Origin of the sequence: Streptomyces sp. NPDC018833 (assembly GCF_044390825.1) — a bacterium.
Taxonomy (GTDB): domain Bacteria; phylum Actinomycetota; class Actinomycetes; order Streptomycetales; family Streptomycetaceae; genus Streptomyces.
The window spans coordinates 419,733-442,319 of the sequence record NZ_JBIRZM010000002.1 but is presented as its reverse complement, the minus strand read 5'-3'; the positions used below and the strand labels follow the sequence as shown (position 1 = coordinate 442,319).

The window sequence follows — 22,587 nt, the reverse complement described above, 5'->3', positions numbered from 1 at the left end:
GGCGCTCCTTTCGTGCGTGTTCATGCGGTGACCTCCGTGAGAATCAGCGTGTCCGCGACATGCGGGGACAGCAGGGCGAGCTGGGCGGGGCGGACACCGCGGAAGACGCACACGGCACGCCCCTTCTCCAGCGGCCGGGTGTCCGTGATGTCCGGGTTGAGACGTAGCAGTTCGGACAGCGGGATGCCGTACCGGGTCGCCACCTGGGTCAGGGTCTCGCCGTCGTCGGCGGTGACCGTGTGCACGTCCTCGTCGTACGCGGCCTGCCGCGCCGGGACCGTGGGCCGCACCTGGGTGAGCCTCTCGGCGAGGCGGATCAGGCCGTCGGGGGTGACCGACGCGGGCACCCCGCCGAAGACGTCCACGTCGACGAAGTCGACGCCGGGTACGCGATGCGCCGTCGCCAGCACGTCGGACAGCTGGGCCGGGCGGCCCAGTTCGCGCACCGAGGGGCCGAACTCGCGCAGCAGCGCCTGCCGCAGCCGCGGCTCCACCACCTGCCAGCTGTGGTCCGGAGCGAGCTTCACCTTCGCCGCGATCAGCAGCAGCACCAGCTCCCGCACGTCCACCCGCACCGGCAGGCGCGAGTCGCCGTACTCGGCCAGCGAGGACCGCAGGGCGCGCAGCACCTGTGAGTCCTCGGCGATCGGGATGTCGTCCACCCCGGCGACCGTCACATGCAGCACCTGCCTGCGGCCGTCGAAGACCTCCCGCGCCACCGCCCGGCCGATCCCGGCCCGGGAGCGTGCGAAGTCCTCGTAGTCCGCCACCGACACGAGCCGGTCGAGTGCCGACACCGCGAGGGGCACCGTGCACCGGGTCAGTCCGGGACCGTCGGCGTCCGCGCCGCCCGTGGCCGGCTGAGGGTTGGTGACGCCCGTGACCCCGAGCGGGCGGGTCACGGCCTGGGTGACGCGGTTCGCCCGCACGTTGGCCGCGCGGCCGGTGCCGAAGCGGTAGCGGGCGCGGACGTTCTCGCTCCCGCTGGGCAGCCGCGCCCCGTGCACCCCGTCGCCGAACGTCACCGTCGTACGGCCGTCGGCCGTGGTGCCGGTGACGTACACCCTCTCGGTGGCGCCGCGCCCGGCGAGACTGTCCACCTCGTGCCACAGCAGCCCGTCGACACGGACCTCGAGCACGGGCGTCGCCCCCAGGGGGGTGTCGGCGGGCAGCCACGTCAGCGGGGACTGCCACAGCGCGAACGTCTGGTTCGGGCGGTTCGCGTCCCCGCTGCCGATCGGCTCGTCCCGGCTCTCGCCGTGCGTCGCCGGCACCACGTTGCCGAGCACGCGCACCGTGTCCCGGCGATAGCGGTAGGCCAGCTTCCGCGTCAGCGAAAGACGCGTGTGCACATGGTCGCCCGGCAGACGCCGATCGAGTACCTGCTCCACGTCCGCGATCACCACCAGTTCCGTGCCCGTCACCCCCGAAGCGGCGGGGGACTGCGGCAGCACGTCCGTACGCTCCCCTGAGACCACCAGATGCCGGCCCGGGCGCAACCCGTCGTACAGCTCGGCGAGTTCGATCTCGTCGCCGTGCACGTCCTCGCCGAGCGGTTCGCCCGCGAGCCGCAGGGGCTGCCCGCCCGCGTGCACCGTGGTGTCGCGGATGTTGGACAGCAGCACGTCGTGCTCGTCCAGCCACGGATCGGCGAGAGTCAGCTCCGTGCCGCGGCCGGTGATGCCGTAGTTGGTGTACACGGCCGTGCGTACGGCGGTCACCCGGGTCGTGACGAAGCTCAGCCGCGGGTCGCCGGGGATCCCGTCGGGGCCCTCCGCGCCCTTGCGCGGACGCTCGACCGCCACCCAGCTGCCCACCGTCACCGAATCCTGCACCGAGTCCAGCGGCAGGACATGACGGTTCGCCGGCTCCGGCACCGTCGCGATACCGATGACCACGTTCGCCGGCTCGCTGCCCACCGTGTAGCTCACGGTCAGCTCATGGCCCCCGTGCCGGACCTGGCGGCGCTCACCGGGAGCGAGCCGCCAGTTCACCGGATCGCCGTTGTGCACGGCCACATGCACCCGGCCGTCCTCGGCGGGACGGGACACGAACAGCGTCCGCTCGGGCAGGCCGTCGAACAGCTGCGCCGTGACCCCGGGCTCCTGGGAGTCCGCGGGCCGCCTGCTCAGCCAGCTCAGATCGTGGTCCTGGCCCTCGCGTGTCCGCAGCGTGATCCGCCCCGGACCCAGCTCGAAGGTCTTCTCGGCCGGCAGGTTCTCCGACACCTGGACCGACGAACCCGTCTGAGTGTGCTGGAACTCGGCGCGCATCGGAACCCGGCCCGCAGGGTCGTACACGACACGCAGGGTCGTCAGCGCCGCACCCGTCAGCGGCCAGTCCGCCTGCCGGACCACCCGGCCGCGCTCGTCCTGCACCGGCCGCAGCGGAGCCGTCGCGCCGAACGGCGCCGTCGTCACCCGCATCGCCTGCAGGTCGCTGAGCAGCGCCGGCGCGGTGGGCGCGGCTCGCCGCCACGCCGCGTACATCCCGTCGGCGATCCGCGGATCGAGAGCGGCGAGCAGCTGGGCCCCCAGCTCGGAGCCCGCGGCCGTGAGCCGGTCTCCGGGCTGGGCCCGGGAGCCCGCGCCGGGCCGCACGTCACGGGTGCGCAGCGCCGGCAGCACCGCGCCCAGCGCCCGCAGGGCCGGCTCGCTCCCGGCCTCCTGCTCCTCCGGCCGCGGCACGGGGCGCGAGGGCTCCAGATCGGCCGCCCGCTCCCGCAGCTCGCCGACCACCGCCTCCAACTGCTCGAACCAGGCCGCCACGTCCTCGTGGGCAGCGGCCACGGCCTGCGCCTCGGCCAGCCGTTCGTGCGGACCGGCCAGCAGAGCGGCGAACGCCGCAGGCGTCGTGACACCGTCCAGGCCGGCCCGCAGCGGGGCGAGCACCGAGGCGTCGAACTCCTCGATGTACCGGCTGACCGGACGCGGATTGGGGTTGTCGGGCGCGGGCTCGCCGTCCTCGGTCGCCCGGTCGTCCTCCGTGATCCACCGCCGCAGCTCCTCGACCAGCTCGCCGAGCGTCGGCGGCGCGGACCGCGGCAGCGCGACGGCGGTCACGTCGTCGTCACGGTCGATCCGCGTCCTGGCGACGGGCAGCAGCAGCCGCTGCCCCGCAGCCCCGCCCTCCTCGCCGGCGAACACGAACAGCAGCCGGTCACCCGTGCTCAGCCCCGTGGACGTACCTGCCAGGAAGATCTCCGAGCGCCGTCGCAGATCGTCGCGGGTGAGCAGCGAGGGCCTGCGCCGGCGCACCGCGAGCTCGTTCCACGACGCCCGCGCGAGCAGGACCTCGCTCGTCTCGAAGACCTGCGACTCCTCGTCGGACGTCGTGGGCACGCTGTTGCTCCGCGCACCCCGGGGGATCAGCACGGACTGCTCCGCATCCCGCGGATCCCGGTCCAGGGTGTACGCCAGATGCGTGTCCGCCGCGACCCCCGGCCGCGACCGGTGTCCCACCAGCCTGCCCAGCAGCGCCAGCGAGCGGTGCTCGTTCGCCGTGCGCAGATACGCCTCGTCCGCGATCCGCTCCGAATGGAAGGTCAGCAGGTCACCGACCACCGCCCAGGCGTCCAGCAGCCCGATGGCCGGATCGTCCGGCGTACGGACCGTCAGTCCGCGCAGCGCCGGATAGGCGGGCGAGGCCAGCCGGTCCAGCATGGCGGACAGGAACGAGCCGTACTCGCCCACGCGGTAGTCCAGCGCGGCCCGGCCCGGAGGGTTGTACAGGGCCTTCGGCGCATGGCGCTCGTCGTGCCCGCCGCAGCCGCAGCCGCACGTGCCGCTCATCGCGCACCTCCGCCGATCTCGATGGACAGCAGCCCGTTCTCGGGTCGGTCCGGGTCGTTGTCGCAACGCGCGATCTCCAGCGGGCCGAGCCGCAGCACGCCTGCCTCCAGTGCCGTGTCGTCCGTCTCCTGCACGGGCCCGGCGTCGAACAGCCGGGCCAGCCTGGTCACCCGTACGCTCTCCACGCCCGGCACGGCCGCCGCCGCGGCCACCAGGCGGCTCAGCCGCACCGGTTCGCCGAAGGACAGCGCGTCGGGGTGGAAGAAGCCGAGCCGTCCGCCGGGCAGCCGCCGGCTGCCCAGCAGCCGGTACAGCTCAGCGAGTATCTGCCCGTGCTGGTGGCCGGGAGCCGCGCACACCCGCAGCGCGATGTCCAGCGGCACCATGCGTGCCGCTCCCACCACCAGGTCGTGGCCGATGCGCCGGTACGTCTCCAGCGCGTACGCCACCGAGTCGAGCAACTGCTGCGACGGCTCACCCGCGCCCAGGGCGTCCACGGCCACATGGGCCTCCTGCACACTGCCCGTCCAACGGATCTCCGCCGCCGCGCGCTGCACACCGGGCAGCGCCGAGGCCAGCGCCGCGTAGTCGTCGGCGGTCACCGCGCGCAGCCGCGAGCGCCGCAGATCCAGCGGCGCGAGCTGACGCACCTGCTCCAGCGGCTCCGGCTCGGTGCCGCCCACCGCGGGAAGCGGATTGCGCACTCCGGCGACGGGCATCGCCTCGCCCGTCTCCGACTCCCGCGGGTCGCGGCACAGCACCAGGTGGTTGATCGCCTCCGCGCCCACGTTCCCGGCGGTGCCGCCGCCGAGCCGGTAGTGCAGCTCCAGACGGGCGCCCGGCCGCGGCCGCGCCCCGTGCCGCCCGTCGCCGAACCGCAGCGCGATCCGGCCGTCGTCCTCCAGCTCCCCGACGAAGTGCCGGTCCCGCTTCCCGCTCGCCAGCAGGTCACGCCGAGCCGTCCACTCCTCGTCCCGCTCCGCGTCGACCACCCGCACCGCGGGCAGCGCCTGACGCGGGTCCTGGACGAGGGCCGCCGCGGGGCCGCGCAGCTCCGGCTCGTCCGGATGCAGCCCGGACGCGTACGCCGGACCCCAGGTGTGCGCGACCTCCCAGGCGATCCCGCCGTCGAGGACGGCGCCCGCCCGGGCCCGGGCCGTCAGCACCTCAAGCCGCCGCAGCTTCGAGGCCAGCAGCCGCTCGCTGCGGTGCAGCAGCTCCCGCAGGGCGGCCACCGGACGGCGGCGCAACTCCAGCCGTTCGAGCACCTTCAGCCCGAACAGGACCGTCAGCTCGGCGATCTCCGCCTCCGTCAGGCCGTCGCAGTCCCGGGCGCTGCGCCACAGCTCCACCAGCCGCTGCCGCACCCGCCCCGGGATCGCCGCGAGCCGGGCCGCCTGCCCGCCCGACACATGCGCCGGAAGAGGGAACGGCACGGACTGGACCACGGGAGAGCGGTGCAGGACCGGCCGCAACCGCGGCCGGACGCCTGGATACACGACCTGCGCGAGCAGCGTCTCCAGCGCCGCCGCCTGCTCGTACGCGGTGCCCGGCACCACCTTCTCGCGCCGCCGGCCCGCCAGTTCCAGACCGAGACCGGCCCGGCCGGTCTGGTCCTCCCCGACGATCGCGAACAGCTCCCGAATCTGACCGGCGGTCAGCAGCCTGCCGTGCCGCGTCTGGTCCAGCCGGGCACCGATCAGATCCGCGACCGCGTTCCCCGCGTTCCGGTCCCGGCAGCCGAAGCCGGCCGGCTCGCACGAGCCGAGGACGGCCGGCTCCGTCGGCACGGTCAGCATCTCCGCCGTGCCGTCACAGAACGTCAGGGAACGCCCGTGGTCGACCAGCGTCACATTGCCGCGCGCCACACTCACCTCGGCCACCGGCTCGCAGTCCGTGCCGCCCCGCGTGGACAGGCACACCGGGAACGTGAGCGCGTCCTCCCGCGCCCATGTGACCTCCAGCACCGGCTGGTCGCACAGGGCGTCCAGCACCGGGGTGACGGAGGTGAGCCGCACCGCCTGCCGGTGCGACGGGTCGGCGTCACCGGGCGTGCCCGAGACCGGCCCGCGCACCTCCTCGATCAGCAGCAGGTCGCCCGGCGCGAGAGACAACTCCCTGACGGAGCACCCCTCGTCGGCCCACGCGTCGCGCAGCGTCGCCGACGTCGCCCCCTTCGGCAGCGAGCACACCTCGCCGCCCCAGGTCCAGAATCCGATGGTGTTGTGCGCCGGGCGCAGCACCAGCGGCGCGGCCGCCACGACCGGCTCGAACACCTCGACCGACCCGCGCTCCCCGAGGACCGCCAGATCCCGGTCGTCGATCACCGTGCCGATCTCGGGCCGGTCCCTCGGGCCGAGCCGCGCGACGTCGACCGCGGCGAACCGGAACGTGCCCGGCATCAGGCTCAGTTCGCGCGCCACCTCGACGGTCACGAACGCGCGGGCGTTGCACCCGTCGTGCATCGGATAGTCGATCAGCCGCACATGCCGGCGCACCGACACCCGCCGCCGCGCGGTGTCGAGATAGGCCTCCGTCGCGACCGCGTCCTGCTGGTAGCTGATCCGGTCGGCGGTGTGCGCCAGCAGCTCCACCAGCGTGACACCGAGATCGGCCGGGTTGCGCTCCACCCAGTCGGGAGTGGTCAGCGCGAGCCGGTCCAGGATCAGCCGGCGGATCGTGTCGTAGTCGCGCGCCGTGTAGTCGACGACCGGTGCGGCCGGGAAGTCCGGCGGGCAGTCGCCCGGCTCGTCCTTGCAGTCGAACGGGGTGGGGCAGTCCGGCCGGAACGCGAAGTCGGCCGAGAAGTACCGCTGGTCGAATCCGGGGAACGGCTCCGTCCCCGGCCGCCCGTAGGGATCGGTGTCCACCACCGACAGCCGGTACCGGCTCGTGTCCCCGGTGCGGTCCAGCGTCACCAGCAGCCGGTCGTCGAGCTCCGGGTCCTCCTCCCGCTCCACGACGACGTCGACGGCCTCGATCCCGGTGACCCGCCGCCCGCCGTCGATACGGATGTTCTCCGGGCACAGCCCGTGCGGCGCCTTACCGAGGAACGTGACCGCCAGCGTCAGCCCGTCGTCACCCACCTCCACCGCGTCCACGCCACCGAGCTGCGCCGCACGCACCTTCCCACGCCTGCCGTCGCCACGGCAGACCAACTCCTCCACACCGTTCATGCGGGCCCGCTCCCCTCGAACACCTCGTCACGCAGGCTCCCGGTGGCGCGCACCGAATAGCGCAGAAACACCCGGACCACGTTCTCCTCGCTCACCACGTCCAGCGACTCCACCTCGATCAGCTCACCCAGCCAGCGCTGCAACGACGCCTCCACCGACAGCTCCAGCGCCGAGGCCAGCTCAGGGCTGTTGGGGGTGAAGACCAGATCCAGCAGCCCGCAGCCGAAGTCGGGCCGCATCACCCGCTCGCCCGGGCTGGTGAACAGCAACTGCTCGATGAGATCGCGTACATGCTCGTCGTACGCGGCATGGGCGGTACGCCCGCGCCGGTCGCTCCGGAACGGAAACGCGATGTCACTGCGGACGGCCCTCATCGGCACATCACTCCCTGTCGTCCGGCGGAGACGACCACCGGTCCCTGCGGCACGAGCGCGGCGCCGAAGCACTGCGCGGCCGTGGTGTCCAGGAGCACCGGCACGCCGTCCACCAGCACACCCCTGGCGCGTGGATCGAAACGGGCGCTGGTGCAGGGCCGCGGCACACCGTCCACGGTGTGGGCGCAGCCGGTCACGGCGAACACGTCCAAGGCCGTGTGGACGGGATGCCCGTCGACGCGCACCGCACCGGCCGCCGACGCGGCGAACACCCGGCCGCCGTGCGGACAGTGCATCGCCGAGGCGGCGCTGATGCAGACGCCGGAGTTACCGGAGTGTCCGGACAAGACTTCTCTCCCCGCTGTGTGGTCACTGCCGTGCGTGGTCACTGCTTGCCCGGCACGATCAGCCGGCCGTCGTTGATGTTGACCTCGGCGCCGCTGAGGACGACCGAAGCGCCCTGGCCGTTGGCGATGGTCACGCCCTTCTCGTCGACCTGGATGTACGCCCCGGTCGCGGCCTGGAGCCGGATCCCGTTGCCCCCCGGCACGTCACCCATCACGAACTTGTGCTTGTCGGAGGTCTGGATCACCACGTTCTGGTGTGCCGGGCCGCCCGTGAGCGCGTCCGGCGGCAGCTCCCCGCGCTCCCCGTACCAGCACCCCGTCCAGATCGGGTAGCTCGGGTCCCCCTGCTCGAACTCCACCCACACGCCCGCTCCTTCGGCGGGCACGACGTACTGCCCCGACCCCCGGCCCGTGAACGGCAGACAGGGCAGTGCCCACGTGGAGGTCTCGCCTCCCAGCACGTCCGGCACGTTGACCGTGACCCGGCCGATCTTCAGCGGGTCGTCGTTGCTCACCACCCGCCCCCGGAACTTGCCGAGGAACCGGTTGTTCCCTCCTGCTGCCATGCGCTGTTTCCCTGATCCCTTCCTACGGCCGGTCCTACGGCCGGATCCACGGCCAGTCTGTGGCCGCTGCTACGGCCGGACGGTGCTGCTGCGGGCGATCAGCCCCTCGCGCGAGAGCGTGAAGTTCTGCTGGTACGAGCCGGGCCTGATGTTGTGGGTGACGGACTTGACGTAGTAGTCGCCGTCGTACGTCACCCCGGCGCCGCGCACCCCGACCAGCTCGCGCGGCCGCAGGATGTACCCGTGCCGGTTGACGTCGAGCGACCCGGAACCGGAGATGGCGTCGGCGGACAGCGCGGCCCGCGCCAGCAGCTCGGCCTGCGCCTGTTCGGACTCCTTCTTCGCCGTGCCCGACAGCGTCCGGCGCTTGAGCGCCGGCGTCGCCCGCCGCCCCAGCGGCGGGCGCAGCGGCCCGATGTCCGGCTGCGGCAACAGCACCGAGTCGCGGGTCGCCGGGTTCTGCACGCGGGCCTGAGGCTCCTCCCGCGCGGTCCCGTCGTACGCGAACGTCAGCTGGTCCACGGTCGAGTTGACGTCCATGTTGACGTTCAGCGCGTGCTGACGGTCCCCGATCCGGATCTCCGGACCCCACACCGCGGTGGAACGGCCCGGCCGTGGACCGGGCTCCAGATAGAAGATGTAGCCGTTGGCCCGCGCCAGTTCGTTCACGTACCCGAGGTCCGTCCCGGTCTGGTACTCGACCCGCAGCTGCTCGCGCGGCGGCTGCTCGATCTTCTCCTGGAACACGCGCGGTTCGATGCCGTAGTCCGCGTACTTGGCGAGGATGCGGCCCACCCGCTGGGAGGGACGCTGATTCGGGTAGCGGTCGGTGCGCTCCTCGAGATCCATCAGGATCGTCAGGTCCTCACCGGTGACGGTGAGCGTCGAATGCCCCGGCTCGTTGCTCGCGCCGACCTCCTGCCGTACGACCAGGCCGTCCAGCAGCACCTGGGCCGTCCCCTTCACGCTGACCGAGAGGATCACTCTGGTCTTCGGATCGAAGAACCCCTCGGGCAGCAGTCGCCGCGACAGCGCGCCCCGCTTGGTGAGGTCGAACGCCAGCTGGAAGCCGCTGCGTTCGCCGGCGGTCGCCGTGATCTGCGCCGAAAGCAGCGCCTCCATGACCTCCGGCGGAACGGGCCGGGTCAGGCGCGGTCCCGTCTCGAGGGTGATGTGGATGGGCCCCTGCCCGACAGGCTGCTCAGACATACCGGTCTCCCGGCGCCGGGAACCCGCCGGCGTGCGGAACCCGGATCGTCCGGCCCGCCTCGGCGGTCAGCTCGGCCGGGTCCAGCACGGGGTTGGCGTCCGCGATCTGCCACCACTGGCCCGGGTCGCCGATGTACCGCTGGGCGAGCAGATCGGGACGGTCGCCGCTGCTGACGGTGTGCGGCGCGGACTCGTCCCCGTCCTGGTCCAGCGGGGGCAGCAACCGGCGCTTGGTGTACCGCACTTCGCTGCCGTCCTCCCCGCGGTGCACCCCGATCTCCGCGTCGTGGTACCGGCTCGACCGGGGGTAGGGGTGGGCGCCGGGTATGGCGTCCAGGGCGTTCTCGTACGGCTCGATGTCTGCCATGTCCTTCAGCTCCTCCCCATGACGCCGCCGCGCCCGCCGATCCCGAGCACGGCGAGCCCGCCGCTGCGCGCGGCCCGGGCGAGCCGCTCCTTCTGCGCGAGATGCGCCATGTACAGATCCGCCCCACGGTGCCCCGCTGGCAGGTCACTGACGCTCAGCACCTTCATGCCGATGCTCAGCGCGGCCCGGATCGGATTCAGGTTCACGTCGAACGCGGACTCGTTGATGGACAGTTCGGTGAGCCGCACGGGCATGACGCGCTTGCTGCCCCAGGTGAAGAGGGTGAGCGGCATCTCGATCGGACTGATCTCGATGGTCCCCTTCTTCGTCAGCCGGGACGCCTCCCGCAACTGCGCGGTCGTCGGATGCACGAGCATCTCGAGCGTCGCGAGCTCGGGATGGATCCCGTCGGGAGCGGCGACCTCGAACTGATCGGTGGCGTCGATCTCGGCGGTGAACTTCCAGGTCTCCTGTGCCGGCCCCTTGAGCCGCAATGCCTCATTCCGGTCCCCGCTCCCACTCCCGCCCCCACCGGCATCACCGGTCCCTCCGGCGGCCTGTGGCGAGAGACTTCGCTCCAGGGTGTCGGGGTTGAACTGGAGGACGATGATGCGCTGGGGCGTGCCGCGCTCGGGGTCGACGACGACGATGCCGGAGCGGATGGGCTTGGGGATGTCGGGGTAGCGGGTCACAGGCGCTCCTCGAGACGGGTCCGCAGGTCGGTGTAGTCGTGGTCGGGGAAAACAGCGGGGAATACGTCAAGCATGTGCTTCATGGTCGGCACATGGATGCCGGCCTCACTGTCCTCGGTATCGGTGAACAGATGTTGCCAGCCGTAGGTTCCCTTTGTCGCGAGAAGGACATCGAGGTAGGTGCAGTAATCCAGATCCATCTTGAACAGGCCCAAGGGGCCGTCGTGGTACCAGATTTCCGGACTCGTCGTTCCGGGCGGAATCCGCAGAGCGGCGAATGTGTCACCGCCTCCGCGAGGCTGGTCGTCGAAGAGGCAGAGCTCCGAGTAGAGGCGACTTTCCTCGTCCGTGGCATCCTCGTCGTCCACGTCCACTCCGACGGTGAGCAGTGAGGCTGCCAGGTGGCCGACTGAGAATTCTCCTGAAAAGGAGACATCTTGGTGATCGAACCGCCAGTGGGCAGAGATTCCCTCGAAGCGAAGAAAGCACCGCTGGAGTTCTTGATCGAGCTCTAGGTCTCGCCATGAAGAAATTTTTACAAAGGTCGCGCCGGCGTCGCCCACGGCCACTTCGATCGGCCCCCGCTCCATGTGGTACACCCGCACCTGGGAGGCCTCTTCGAGCTCCCTGAGGGAGTCGAGATGCCGCTGCTCGTACTCGGTGTATTCCACTGCGTGCCGCTCCTAGTGTCGATCGAATCGAATATCTTTTTCTCGCGTCAGGATCTTCTGCAGATCCTGACCGAATGAGATGACTTTTTCAGCGGGTAGGTTGCTGATGAGGTTGGTCATCCTGAGCTTGAGGGATCTCATGTTGCGGAATGGTCCGATGCGGTGAAGTTTCTCGGCGAACTCGTCCGAGACCGTGAATTCTCCCGCTATCCGTCGAGCGCTCACTTGGTTGATGTTGAAACGAGTGTCCGTGTCCAGCAGCTCCGGGAGTTCGAGGTTGTCTCGTGAGTATGAGTATTTCGTGGGGCCTTCGGTCCATTTCCGATTCTTGCGATCGAGGTCGTATCCACCCCATTTCATTCCGAGCGACTTGGGGAATCCGTAATCGTTGTGGCTTCGGTTGTCGGAGTAGAAGGAAACGTCGACCTTGTACCAGATCATCTTCTCTGACGGTTTGCCCGTCTTGGGCTTGACAGCGCGCTCGGCGTACTTCTCCACCTCGTTGTAGAACCTTGTGTTGAGCGACGTCAGGGTTGGCACCAAGTTGCTCCCCTTGGCGGGCCCGGACAGCTTTCCATGGAGAAGGTGTGTGCGTCCCCACTTGGGTTTTCTTCCTATGGTTCGAGGTCCCCAGCCAATAGGATTGCCGTCCGCTGCCGCGGTCGATGGTTCACCGTCGGATGCCGTGCTGTTGATTCCCGTCGCCTTGAAGCTTTCGCCGCGTACTCCGTCTGCGAACTCGGGGACGACCATGGGCAGGAGCGGGACATCACTTCCGATGGTCCGGGCCTCGAGCCTTCTGGCCAGCCGGCGCAGCAGCAGTTGGAGAACTCGGTAGGCCCTCTCTTCCGCAGGAGTGGCACTTGTGGACGTACTTGCCGGGAGCTGCTTCTGTTTGTCCCTGACTCTCAGCAGGGTGTCTCGTGCGTCCTGCAGTTCGGCTCGCTCGGTCTCCTGCTCCTGGGGGGTGGCAAGTGAAGGAATCTCTGATTCCCACTCGTTCAGGTAGGTGTCTATACCGGCTGGCCTGCTGTGCACTTCCAAGTCCGCACGCCGCCCACGCCCGCGATACTGGAGGGTGTGCCTCGTTGCATCCTCTGCTTGGAATTTTGCCTGCGGCATGTCGGGTTGACGGCGATTCTCGTTCTGCCGGTTCGGCTGCCTGTTCCTCCTGCGGCGCAAACGATCTTTGATCCGCCGCCACAAGTCCTTCAGCCGCCGCGCGAGGTTCCTGAGCTTGTTCAGCAAGCTCCGCGCCTTGCTCCCAAGGCGCCGCAGCGCCTTGCGCACCTTCGCCAGGGCGTTCTTCACCGCGTCACGGACCCGGCTCAGGACGCTCGGCTTCTTCGGCTTCTGCTTGCTGTCCGCCGGCTTGCGCTTCTGGCCCGGTGCGTCCTTGTTCGGGCGCTTGCCGTCCTTGGCCGGCGTGCGTGACCCGGGGTCCTTGTCCTTGGGTTTGGCCGGGTCGGGGCGCTTCCCGTCAGGGCGCCTGTCGCCCGGGCGGCGCGAGCCGGGGCCGCCGTCGCGGTTGTCCGGGCGCCTCGGGTCCGTGCGGTCGACGGGCCTGGGCCTCGAGGTGGGCGACCGGTCGTCGTCCTCCTTGTTCCTGTCCTTGTCCTTGGCCGGAGGCTGCTCGGTCTTGCGGCCCGGAGCCGGAGGCTCTTCCGTTCGCTTGGGGCGCGTGGGTTGGGCGGGGCGGGGTGCCGGTTCCTGCCGGCGGGGTGGGCCGGTCTTCGGATCCCTTTCCGGATTCCTTTCCTGCTCCTTCTTCGGGTCCTTTTCCTGGTCCTTCTTCGGGTCCGGACCCTTGTCCTTCTTGCCCAACTTGCCCGCGCGATCGCGCAGCGCCTTCCCCACCTTGCCCAGGTACTTCCCGACGCCGCTCACCAGCCACTGGTAGATGAGCTCCAGCAGGGCGACCACACCGGAGGCGACCGCCTTGGCGAACGGCAGAGCTCCGTTTCCGCTCTTGACGGCCTTGAGGAACGTCATGAACATCCCGAACGCACGCAGGATGGCGCCGAGCGCGTCGTACGCCGTCTTCAGCGCGTCGATGATGGCCATGACCCAGCCCGCACCCGGGATCAGCTTGGCGACGACCTTGGTCACAATCAGTTCGCCGATGATCAGGGGCAGTTGTGGAAGGGCCGCATCCCAGGCCATCTTGGCCATCTCTTCTTTGGATGTGCCGCCCTTCACCAGCCGGTTGAACATCTCCATCGGGATGCCGATGAGCTGCTGGACCTTCTGGTTGAACCACTCCTTGACCGCGGCCTTGATCTCCGTGAAGAGGTGCTGCTTGGCACCGGTGACCGCAGCGTCCTTGGCCTTGCCGATCCAGCCACCGGGGTCGCTGAGGATGTCTGTTGCGATGGCCGCCCACTCGCCCAGGCCCTTCAGCAGCGCGGCGCCCATCTCCATTGCCTTGACGGTGACCGTCTCCGCGATACTCACCGCGGTCAGGAGACCCTTCTCCAGGAGGTCGAGGCCGGCCAGCAGCATGTCGCCGAAGGCGTCGATCAGCTTGCCCGCGATGTCCTTGAGCTTGTCCGCGACCTCGTTGACCTTCTTGACCGCGGCGTCGCGCAGACCGTTGATGGTCTTGCGCCACTTGTCCCGCATCGCGGGGTAGTCCTTGAGCAGTTCGTCACCGAGACGGATGAGTGCATCGGCGAACTTGTTGATCTTGTCGATGACCCACTTGCGTGCTTCGTCGATGAATTTGAAGACCTGCTTCTTGAACTCCTCGATGACTCCCTTGACCAGATTGCGGGCCTTCTCGAAGACGTCCTTGATGGCCTTCTTGAGCTTGTTGAACTGCTCCTTGATCCAGTCCAGGCCCTTCTCGAACCAGTTCCGCGAGTCCTTCTTCTCCTCGTCGCGCTTCCGCACGACCTCCTTCTCGGCCCCGGTGCGCTGGTCGTCGATCCTCTTCTGGTCGTCCTTCGTACGCTGGTCGACGTCGCTGTCGGTCTTCTCCTGCTTTTCCTTGATGTCCTTGCGGGCCTGGGTGTACTGCTTGCCCTTCTTGCCGTCTATCTCGCTGAGCTTGTCGTCCTGCTCCTTGCGCCAGCCCGCACGGGACCGTGTGATCTCGGACCGGCCCCGATCGCGGGCGGTCGCCTGCTCCTTGGTGCTGATGTCGATCTCGCGCTTGACGTTGCGCTGGTACTGCCGCCGGTCCTGGCCGGCCTTGGTCTCCTTCTCCTTGCGGGCAGCCGTCATCTTCTGCCGTGCCTGCCCGAATGCCTGCTTGATCTGAGGACCCTGCTCGTGCTCGGCCACCGCCGACACGGCTTCGACGGGCAGCCCGGCGCCGGGGGCACCGGCGGGTCCGCCACCCTCGCTGCCCGGCCGCTTCCCACCGCCGATCTTCGCGGTCAGGGTCTCCTTCGGCACATCCGGGAAGATCTGATCCTCGCCCATCGGCCGAGCCGCGTCGTCGCGGCCGGAGGCGTGGAGCTCGGCGCTCTTGTCGTCAAGGAGCTTGGTCTGCTTCTCCGTTCGCTCCGGGTCGGAGTCGTCCTTCAACGGCAGCTTGGGTGCGTCACCGACCTTCGCGCCCTGCAGTCCCTTGTCCGTCGTCGGCAGGTCGTCTATCGAGCCCATGAGTTTGTCGAGCGGCAGAAGCTTGGACAGCACCTTCTTGCCGAGCGCGAAGGCGATCGTCTTGCCGATGTCCCACCAACTCGGCTCCTTCGCGTCCCCGCCGGGCAGTTCACCGCTCGGCGTCTTCTCGCCCTTGATCTCCGGGGTGCTGCCCTGAGCAGCTTCGGTTTCACCGACGCGCTGCGTCGTGTACGAGCCGGGTGCCGAGGGCTTTGGGCCCCCGCGCAGGCTCTTCGACGAGCCCACAGGCCGCTCCATCGTGGGCGGCGCTCCCTTGAGCTCTCCGCGTTCCTTGGAGACGTTGCGGCTGACCGCGCCGTTGACGCCTTTCAGGGTCGTCAGCGCCAGGTGCGGCTTCAGGCTCGACGCGGCGGCAAGCCCGGCCTCGGGTGTGGCATTGCTGACGTTCGGTGCCGGTGCGGCTTTCTTCGGCTTCGCAGCCGCCCGACCCGAGCCACCGCCCGCACTGCCGCCTCCCGCTCCGCCGGCGCCGCGCCCCCGCGGAGCTGCCTTCACCGAGGCGGGTTTGTCGTCGTCGTGTCGCGCGGGCTGGTGCTTCGGCGGTGCCTCGGCCTGTGGAGGCGCCGACTTGACCTCATCGACGGCCGGGGTCACGCCTGTGTCACCGCCGGCGGCGGGTCGCACAGGGGTGGGAGCGGCGGCTACGGAGTTCGCCGCCGGGGCGGCGGAGGCCGCCTTCGCCGGAGCGCTGCCCCCGCCTCCCGATGCGCCACCGGAACCGGAGCTCGCGCCGCCGCTGCCTCCGGCGGGAGCGGCCCGACCGCGGGCGTCGTCCTCCGCTTTCGCGAGCTTCCCGGAACCGGAAGGCGTCGTCGCCTCCGATCCGGCGTCATCGGCGGAAGGGGCATTCTCCTTCCCTGTCTCGGAGGCGAGTTCACGATCCTGGGCCTCGCCCTTGGACTGCGCCGCGGCGTCGGTGTCCTTCTCGGCGGAGTCGCTGTCGGGGTCCGCTTCAGTCTCCGATGCCTCGGCCTCCGCCTCGGTCGTTTCCTCCTCGCCAATCTCGTCCAGGGAAGACGCCAACGCCTCGGCGTCCTCGGCGGACATGCGGGATTCGGACGGCCGGTTCGCCGTACCGCCCGGTGAGCCCTTTCCGACCGGCTGGGTGCGCGCGCTGGCGGTGGACGCGTCGAGTGCTTCCGGGGTGAGGGCATCCTGGTCCGTTGCGGAAGCAGCGTCGGCATCCGCCTCCTCCTCGGCCTCTGCGCCGGCGAGCATGTCCTCCAGCTCCGCGACGGCCTCGGTCTCGCCGCCCTCGTCCTCGCTCGACTCCTCACTGTCAGGTCCCTTGCCGGATGCGTCATCCGACTCCCGCTCGGCGGGCGTCCGAGCCTCGTTGCGTTCGGCAGCACTCTTGTCGACGGGCTCCGGACGCATGGCACGGACCTGGCGGGCGGACGATTCCTTTGTCTTGTCCTCGGCCCGACCCGGCTTGGCGGAATTCTGCGGCTGCTCGGACTCGGCCTGAGGCGGACCGTCCTTCCCGTCGCGAGCGGCGCCCGTGTCCTGGGCGCCACCAGGGCTCTTTTCCGTGCCCTCGGACTTCCCTTCCACCTGCAGCGACTTCGCCTCGGTGGCATCCTTCGGCACCTGCTCGCCCCGCCGGCCTTGCTGCGCCGCCCCTGTCTGTCCGCCGTCCGCAGGAGTGGACCGGCCGACGCCGTCCTCCGGTGCGCGCGCTCCGCCGGCGGCGCCGTCGTCGGTCTTCGGGTCCTCCGCCTTGCGCCGCTGGGCTGCGCGGATGCGCTCGTTCTCAAGCTGTTCGCCTTGTTCGAGCAAGGCTCGCCAGGTGTCTTCCTCGCTCTGCCGTTCCTGCTCGATCTGCTCGACGGTGTCGGCGACTCCGTGCGGAGCACTCAAGGCGCCCAACGGCAGCGGATCCTGGTCCACCTCGTCGACGAGGTCGATCAGTTTGCTGTGTTCCGGCGTTGGCAGTCTCGTCTCCAGGCGGTCCAGGACGGCGTCCTGCAAATCCGAGGACATTTTGGCGAGTTGGAGTCGGACCCGTCCCGAAGCGTCCGCGGGGTCACCCCTGAGCGAGCGCAGCACACCATTGACCAGCCGGTCGACGACGGTGTCGGGGTCCAGCTGCTCGGCGCGCATGAGGTCCGCGTCCACCGTCGCGTACCGCAGCCAGCCCGGCGTCGCCTGTCCCTCCGCCACGGCCGCGCCCTCTTCGGCCGCACCCGTCCCGGCCTCGTGGGTGGACCCCACGGACTCCTGCGCCGCCGACTCCGCCTCGCGTTCCGTCGCCTGCTGGGGCAGGCTCACCGCGCCCAGGTCACGGCCCGCGCGCAGCGCGCCGAGACCGTGCGGGTTCTGCACCGTGTGCAGCAGTTCGTGGGCGAGCAGCCGCTGCCCGTCCGCCGTGCCAGGGCGGTACGCGCCCTCGCGGAAGAAGATGTCCTGTCCGACCGCGACCGCGTCCGCGCCGAGCATCTCGGTCAGCGCGCCGGCGTCCCGGTCGGTGTGCAGGCGCACCCGGCCGAAGTCGTGCCCGAGCCGCTCCTCCAGCTCGCGCCGTACGCTCACGTCGAGCGGCTGGCCGGCACCGCTGACGATGTTCTTCGGCTCGGGGGCATGATAGGCCGACCGGTCCTTGCGCTTGCGGCGCTTGCCCGACTGGTCGGACCGCGACTCCTGAGAATGGGAAGTGCTCATCGCTGCACCTCGCCCCGCCCCGCCAGGCCCGCGTGCACCGCGCGCGCCAGCTCCTGGCCCAGGCGGCGGGCCGACGTGGTCGCGGGCAGCGGTGGTAGGCCCGCCAGGCCGTCCCAGGCACGGCCGCCGTCCGCGGCGATCGGAACGCCGCCCTCCCGCACCAGTCGGGCCAACTCGGCCTGGAACGCCGCCGACACCCGCTCCGGGTCCACGCCCCGGCCGAAGCCGTCGAGCACCAGCTCACCGATGTCCACCCGCACCGACGACTCGCGCGGTGCCTCGCGCGGTGCCTCGCGCGACGACTCGCGCGGTGCCTCGTTCAGACCCATCCGTGGACCTCCGAGGGTGTCAAGGAGCGGTCCAGCTTGAGGTATTCGGTGCGCGCGGCATCCAGCATGTGCCGCATCTGCAGCCGGTCGCCCTCCTCCGCGGCGAGGAACGCACCCGACAGCGCGATGTTGCGGATGGAGCCGCCCGCGACGGTCAGCCGGGCCAGCAGCTGCGGGTCGACGTCCTTCATTGGGGCGCGCGCCGGCAGGACACGACGCCAGATCTCGGCGCGCTCGCTCTCGCCGGGGAAGGGGAAGTCGACGACGAAGCGGATACGGCGCATGAAGGCCGTGTCCAGCGCCTGCTTCATGTTCGTCGTCAGGATCGCGAGCCCCCGGTACGCCTCCATCCGCATGAGCAGGTAGCTCACCTCGAGGTTGGCGTACCGGTCGTGGCTGTCCTTGACCTCGCTCCGCTTGCCGAAGAGGGCGTCGGCCTCGTCGAACAGCAGCAGCGCGCCCCCGCGTTCGGCCGCGTCGAACACCCTGCGCAGGTTCTTCTCCGTCTCACCGATGTACTTGCTGACCACCTGCGACAGATCGATGACGAACAGGTCCAGGCCGAGTTCCTTCGCCATCACCTCGGCGGCGAGCGTCTTGCCCGTGCCGGAGCCGCCGGCGAACAGGGCCGTGACACCGAGCCCTCGGCGCAGTGTGTCGGCGAAGCCCCATTCCTGGTAGACGGTGGGGCGCCTGCGGACATGCGCCACGATCTCGCGCAGAACCTTCACCTGCCGCTCCGCAAGGACCAGATCGCCCCAGCCGGCCTGCGGCTCGATCCGCCGCCCGAGCTCGTCCATGGCCATCCGGGCCTCGGCGAGCCCGGCTCGCCAGGCGAGGTCGGTCGCGTGAAGTTCGTCCTCCCCGGGCAGGTCGCGCGCCACGGCCGCGCCGGCGGACCGTACGAGGTGCGGCGGCAGCGAGAACTGGGCGACCAGGTCGCGCAGATCGTCCTCCGACACCTCCGGTACGCCGGCGAACGCGTCGGTCCACACGCCGAGTTGCTCGTCGGCGTCCAGCGGCGGTACGACGACGCGCTCGCCCCGCGCACGCGCCGTCCGGCGCGGCTCGGCACCCGAGACGACGAGCGGTACGGCCGCGCTCTCGACGAACGCGTCGACGGCCGCGGCCTGCTCGCGGTCCATGTCGCCCACCTCGACCAGCAGCGCGGCGGGCAACAGGACCGCCTCGCGCTGCCACAGCCGGGCGAGCTTGTCCCGCTCGGCCGCGCCGGTGGGGATGTCCTCCGCGGCCATCTCGTACAGGCCGAGTCCACGGCGGCGGGCGGCCGCGGCGGCGATGTCCGCGCGGCTGCGCATGTCCCCGCCGACCAGCTCGACCCGCAGCGGCGCGCCCGCCCAGCCCGCCGCGACGCGTTCGGCCGCGAGGTCGTAGGAGGCGGGCAGCGAGTCCGGCACCGCGGTGCGGCGCAGCAGCCCGTGCAGACGGGCGTCGAGGTAGGCGGAGCCGGCCAGGAAGTGCAGGATGCGCTCGTCGAGCCGGAGGCGGGAGGTGGTCAGCCGGGTCTCGTCGTCGAGGTCGACGATCCGCCAGCGCCGCAGGGGGGAGACGGGGGTGAGCGCGCTCCAGTGCGGTTCGCGGAGCGCGGCGAGGGCGAGGGCGAAAGTGGGATGCGCCCGCTCCGGATCACCACAGGCGGCGGCACACCGTGCGCCGGTCGTGGGCACCAGCTCGGCGGCCGCGGTCAGCAACACGATGTCTCGCTCGAACGGGCTGAGCCCGAAGCACGCGACAAGCGCGTCGAGCGCGGCGGGTGCGGCGGGTGCGGCGGGTGTGGGCGCGCCGGCAGCCGGTCGGGCGCCGCTCGGGGCGCCAGGCACCGCCGCCCCAGGGCGCCCCTCGGGATCGCAGCCGCGGGCCCGGCCGGCGCTCTCCCCGTCGGCCCCGCGATGGTCCTCGCCCTGGTGGCGGCCGACCGTGGCCATGTCGGTGTTGTGGTGATCCGTGCCCTGGCCGTGGTCGAGCGCAGCGCCGTGCGCGCCACGGCGGCCCTCGGCCACCCTTCTGCGCCGGGCCCCGGCCGCGCCGGCATCGCCAGCCGATGCACCGGCGCGTTCGGCCGGCTCTGCGGCGCCTTCGCCGCGCACCTCGATGACCGACTCGTCGGCGCCAACGCCGTCGTGTGCGCCTGGCCCGCGGCGGGCTTCACCGGCCCCGCGGGGCTCGTCGGCCCTGCCGCCGGCCGGACCCGCCTCCGGTCCAGCGCCGGTTGCTGGGGGCGTCGCACCCGCCCCGGCCGCGCCCGTGGCCGCAGCCGCGTCGGTCCCGCCCGCGACAGGTGTCGTCCCGCCCGCGGCCCCGCCGCGGGCCGCACGGCCCGCGTGGGCGTCGATGCGGGCGAGGACCTCGTGGATCGCCGACGTCAGTGCATGGGGCTCCCCGGCCCCCTCGTAGGTACCCATGTCCTCACCCGCCCCCGTGGTCGGCACTCCGGCTCAGCTCTTTCGGCCCTGCTTCGGCACTTCCGGCCCGCCCTCTTTGCGCGTCGGATGCGCCGGAGCGGCCCGTTTCGCGGGCGCCGAGCGTGCGGTCCGCTTGGCCGGCTCCTTCCGCGGCGCCGGCGCGGTGGAGGTGGCCTTCTCCGGCTCTGGAGCCGGCGCAGCCGACGCATCTGCCCCGACCGGCTCGTCGGCCTCCGCGGTCTCCGCGGCATCGGCGGGCGAGCCCGCCCCCGGAGGCACCGGCGCGCCCGGCGCACCGAACGGCAGGACGCGTACCGTCCGTTCCTTCACCGGCTTCGCCGGCGTCGGCCGCTCCCGGCCCTCCAACAGGACCAGCGACGCCTGGTAGGCGACCGACAGGGAGTACGGCGTCTGGTGCAGCATCCCCCACAGCTTCGACGTCTCGTCGATGTCCATCACCGTCGGCGTGAAGCGCACCTTCTGCGGCGACTCGGCGAGGTCCGAGCCCGCCAGGTACGGCCGCTCCGCCGCGAGTTCTATCAACTCCCTGGGCAGTACGGGGATTTCGTGCAGCGTGCGGATCACACAGCCGATGAGCCGCTGCCCGACGAGCTCCGCCTCCTCGCCGTACGCGCTGATCAGATAGTGCAGATCCAGCGCCGCCACCGGGCGCTTGACCAGGGTGCCGTCCGAGGACCTGGCCGGCAGGTCGACGTTGCGCATCGAGGGGTTCGGCGTCACCTGGTACAGGAACACCGTGACGGTCGGTTCGCTCGGCGGCTCGTTCGGCGGCTTGCGGGTCTCCACCTTGACCGCGATGTCCATCTCCGGGCCGAGGTTGCTCTCGATGAGCAGGGCCAGCGCCTGGGTGACCGTCGCGACGGCGAGTGCGTTGCTCATGGTCGGTCCTTCCTCTCGCCGCGCGACAAGTAGTCGTCAAGGGTCAGTAGGGGCGCGGTCCTTCCACCGCGCCCGGCCGGCCGACGGTCCGCCGCCTGCGGTGGTGGCGCCGCGCTGACCTCCAGTCGTCCGATCTGCACATGCACGACCCGTTCCGCCGGCCTCTGCGCGCGCCGGCCCACCGAGCCGAGCGCCGCGCCGCGGACCGCGGCCGCGTCGGACGGGCGGGGCGCGGGCACCGCGGTCACCGGAGCGGGTGCGGGGGCGGCGGTGTGCGCCCTCTCGGCGGGGGCGGCGGCCCGCGACGGCCTGTCACGCGCGTCGTCCGCCGCACGGTCCCGGCGCGCCGAACGCGGCGCCTGTGGTGCCGCGGGCCGTACCGGGGACGGCACGGGCGCGGCCGGCCGCAGCAGCGGCTCGTGGGCCGGCCGGCCCGGCGACCGCTCGCCCTCGGCCGCCCGTATCCGCTCCGTGCGCACTACCGTGCGGTTCTCCGTACGTACGTCGTGTTCGTGCCGGACCGACGCCTCGGTAGCGGGCGGCGGTACGTGTGCCGACGGGATCAGGGACGCGGGCTCGTCGGGCTCCCGCGGCCCGTACCGGAGCGCCTCCACGCGCTCGAACGGACCGGGCAGCCGTGGCCGCACCCGGGTGGGCGCACCGGCCGCCCCGCCCACCGGCGTGTACCGGGCGAGCAGCCGGTCGAAGTAGTCAGGCATCTGCGCACAGCTCCAGGTAGTAACGACGCCGCAGCGGGCTGAGCGCCAGGATCTCCGGCTCGCTCCACCCGTAGGCGGAGGCGAGGAGATGGACATCGAGCATCAGGTCCCGTGCCCAGGTGTCGAGTTCGGTCCACAGATAGGAGGTGATGTCCAGCTCGGCCGAGGTGGCCTCGCCGCATTCGGGGCAGGCGACGTTGAGCGTCACGTCAGCCGTCGGATCGGCCTGCGCCGCCTTCTCGGCGATCAGCCTTTCCACGCGCTCCGGCAGCAGCGCGGCCAGCTCGCCCGGAGCGACCGGTTCACCGCCCCGCAGCGCCGCGACCGTGCAGACCGTCACCAGCGTGCGGCGGGCCTCGTCCGGGCGGGACGCCGTCGCGGCCGCCGCGAGGTCGGCGACGGTCGGCAGCCGGAAGTCGACCACCCACTCACCGTCCGCCACCCGCAGCGGCCCTTCAGGCGGCGTGCTCCTCTTGCCCAGCACGCCCGCGTCGAGGTCGAACTCCATCGCCTCGCCGCACGCCCCGCACTCCACACGTACCTGCATGCGCTCGCCGAACAACGCCCGGCGCAGCGCGAACAGATCCGCCTCACGCTCTCCGACCGGCACCGACAGCAGTTCGTCGGCCGTGGCCGCCGGGCGGACGGCCCGGTGCAGCAGCAGCGATCTGTCCGCTGCCCCCTGCGCCAGGCCGGCCTCCCAGACGGCCAGCAGTTCGGCGGGTCCCACTC

General features: G+C 71.2%; 15 protein-coding genes. All 15 read right to left on the bottom strand.

The window, feature by feature from the left end; translation table 11 throughout:
- Positions 1–20: 20 nt before the first annotated feature.
- The 15 genes from ACH5AF_RS05915 to ACH5AF_RS05845 all read right to left on the bottom strand — a co-directional run bounded on the left by ACH5AF_RS05915 (position 21) and on the right by ACH5AF_RS05845 (position 22,585).
- Positions 21–3,791, bottom strand: coding sequence for a putative baseplate assembly protein (locus ACH5AF_RS05915; protein WP_398900194.1), 3,771 nt, complete (start codon positions 3,789–3,791; stop codon positions 21–23).
- Positions 3,788–6,967 (bottom strand): putative baseplate assembly protein, encoded by a 3,180-nt coding sequence (locus ACH5AF_RS05910; RefSeq protein WP_398900193.1) that lies wholly within the window; start codon positions 6,965–6,967, stop codon positions 3,788–3,790. Before ACH5AF_RS05910 ends, ACH5AF_RS05915 begins: the two co-directional genes overlap by 4 nt.
- Positions 6,964–7,341 carry a GPW/gp25 family protein gene (locus ACH5AF_RS05905; protein ID WP_398900192.1) on the bottom strand — a complete coding sequence of 126 codons (378 nt, stop codon included), beginning with the start codon at positions 7,339–7,341 and terminating at the stop codon, positions 6,964–6,966. Before ACH5AF_RS05905 ends, ACH5AF_RS05910 begins: the two co-directional genes overlap by 4 nt.
- The gene (locus tag ACH5AF_RS05900; protein ID WP_398900191.1) at positions 7,338–7,688 is read right to left on the bottom strand and encodes a hypothetical protein; all 351 of its coding nucleotides are present in this window, start codon (positions 7,686–7,688) and stop codon (positions 7,338–7,340) included. Before ACH5AF_RS05900 ends, ACH5AF_RS05905 begins: the two co-directional genes overlap by 4 nt.
- Positions 7,689–7,726: 38 nt before the next feature.
- Positions 7,727–8,254: a phage baseplate assembly protein V gene (locus tag ACH5AF_RS05895; RefSeq protein WP_177148430.1), complete on the bottom strand. Its 528-nt coding sequence runs from the start codon at positions 8,252–8,254 to the stop codon at positions 7,727–7,729.
- Positions 8,255–8,323: 69 nt separating this feature from the next.
- Positions 8,324–9,463 (bottom strand): hypothetical protein, encoded by a 1,140-nt coding sequence (locus ACH5AF_RS05890; RefSeq protein ID WP_398900190.1) that lies wholly within the window; start codon positions 9,461–9,463, stop codon positions 8,324–8,326.
- Entirely contained in the window at positions 9,456–9,830 is a 375-nt protein-coding gene (locus ACH5AF_RS05885; RefSeq protein WP_398900189.1) for a hypothetical protein, read from the bottom strand. Before ACH5AF_RS05885 ends, ACH5AF_RS05890 begins: the two co-directional genes overlap by 8 nt.
- 5 nt (positions 9,831–9,835) lie before the next feature.
- A complete protein-coding gene (locus ACH5AF_RS05880) occupies positions 9,836–10,522 on the bottom strand; it encodes a hypothetical protein (protein ID WP_398900188.1) in 687 nt (228 codons plus the stop codon).
- Positions 10,519–11,193 (bottom strand): hypothetical protein, encoded by a 675-nt coding sequence (locus tag ACH5AF_RS05875; protein WP_398900187.1) that lies wholly within the window; start codon positions 11,191–11,193, stop codon positions 10,519–10,521. Before ACH5AF_RS05875 ends, ACH5AF_RS05880 begins: the two co-directional genes overlap by 4 nt.
- 12 nt (positions 11,194–11,205) lie before the next feature.
- Positions 11,206–17,484: a DUF4157 domain-containing protein gene (locus ACH5AF_RS05870; protein ID WP_398900186.1), complete on the bottom strand. Its 6,279-nt coding sequence runs from the start codon at positions 17,482–17,484 to the stop codon at positions 11,206–11,208.
- Positions 17,481–17,813: a hypothetical protein gene (locus ACH5AF_RS05865; RefSeq protein ID WP_398900185.1), complete on the bottom strand. Its 333-nt coding sequence runs from the start codon at positions 17,811–17,813 to the stop codon at positions 17,481–17,483. Before ACH5AF_RS05865 ends, ACH5AF_RS05870 begins: the two co-directional genes overlap by 4 nt.
- Complete coding sequence (locus tag ACH5AF_RS05860; protein WP_398900183.1) at positions 17,804–20,236, bottom strand: ATP-binding protein; 2,433 nt, start codon at positions 20,234–20,236, stop codon at positions 17,804–17,806. The genes ACH5AF_RS05865 and ACH5AF_RS05860 overlap by 10 nt, the downstream gene beginning before the upstream one ends.
- A gap of 33 nt (positions 20,237–20,269) precedes the next feature.
- The gene (locus tag ACH5AF_RS05855) at positions 20,270–21,136 is read right to left on the bottom strand and encodes a Pvc16 family protein (protein ID WP_398900181.1); all 867 of its coding nucleotides are present in this window, start codon (positions 21,134–21,136) and stop codon (positions 20,270–20,272) included.
- Entirely contained in the window at positions 21,133–21,855 is a 723-nt protein-coding gene (locus tag ACH5AF_RS05850; protein ID WP_398900180.1) for a hypothetical protein, read from the bottom strand. Before ACH5AF_RS05850 ends, ACH5AF_RS05855 begins: the two co-directional genes overlap by 4 nt.
- Positions 21,848–22,585, bottom strand: coding sequence for a hypothetical protein (locus tag ACH5AF_RS05845; RefSeq protein WP_398900179.1), 738 nt, complete (start codon positions 22,583–22,585; stop codon positions 21,848–21,850). Before ACH5AF_RS05845 ends, ACH5AF_RS05850 begins: the two co-directional genes overlap by 8 nt.
- Positions 22,586–22,587: the final 2 nt, after the last annotated feature.

Coding starts and splice junctions, on each gene's coding strand:
- ACH5AF_RS05865 (WP_398900185.1), bottom strand. CDS start 17,813: ATGGGTCTGAACGAGGCACCGCGCGAGTCGTCGCGCGAGGCACCGCGC.
- ACH5AF_RS05860 (WP_398900183.1), bottom strand. CDS start 20,236: ATGGGTACCTACGAGGGGGCCGGGGAGCCCCATGCACTGACGTCGGCG.
- ACH5AF_RS05915 (WP_398900194.1), bottom strand. CDS start 3,791: ATGAGCGGCACGTGCGGCTGCGGCTGCGGCGGGCACGACGAGCGCCAT.
- ACH5AF_RS05890 (WP_398900190.1), bottom strand. CDS start 9,463: ATGTCTGAGCAGCCTGTCGGGCAGGGGCCCATCCACATCACCCTCGAG.
- ACH5AF_RS05870 (WP_398900186.1), bottom strand. CDS start 17,484: ATGAGCACTTCCCATTCTCAGGAGTCGCGGTCCGACCAGTCGGGCAAG.
- ACH5AF_RS05885 (WP_398900189.1), bottom strand. CDS start 9,830: ATGGCAGACATCGAGCCGTACGAGAACGCCCTGGACGCCATACCCGGC.
- ACH5AF_RS05910 (WP_398900193.1), bottom strand. CDS start 6,967: ATGAACGGTGTGGAGGAGTTGGTCTGCCGTGGCGACGGCAGGCGTGGG.
- ACH5AF_RS05850 (WP_398900180.1), bottom strand. CDS start 21,855: ATGCCTGACTACTTCGACCGGCTGCTCGCCCGGTACACGCCGGTGGGC.
- ACH5AF_RS05855 (WP_398900181.1), bottom strand. CDS start 21,136: ATGAGCAACGCACTCGCCGTCGCGACGGTCACCCAGGCGCTGGCCCTG.
- ACH5AF_RS05895 (WP_177148430.1), bottom strand. CDS start 8,254: ATGGCAGCAGGAGGGAACAACCGGTTCCTCGGCAAGTTCCGGGGGCGG.
- ACH5AF_RS05905 (WP_398900192.1), bottom strand. CDS start 7,341: ATGAGGGCCGTCCGCAGTGACATCGCGTTTCCGTTCCGGAGCGACCGG.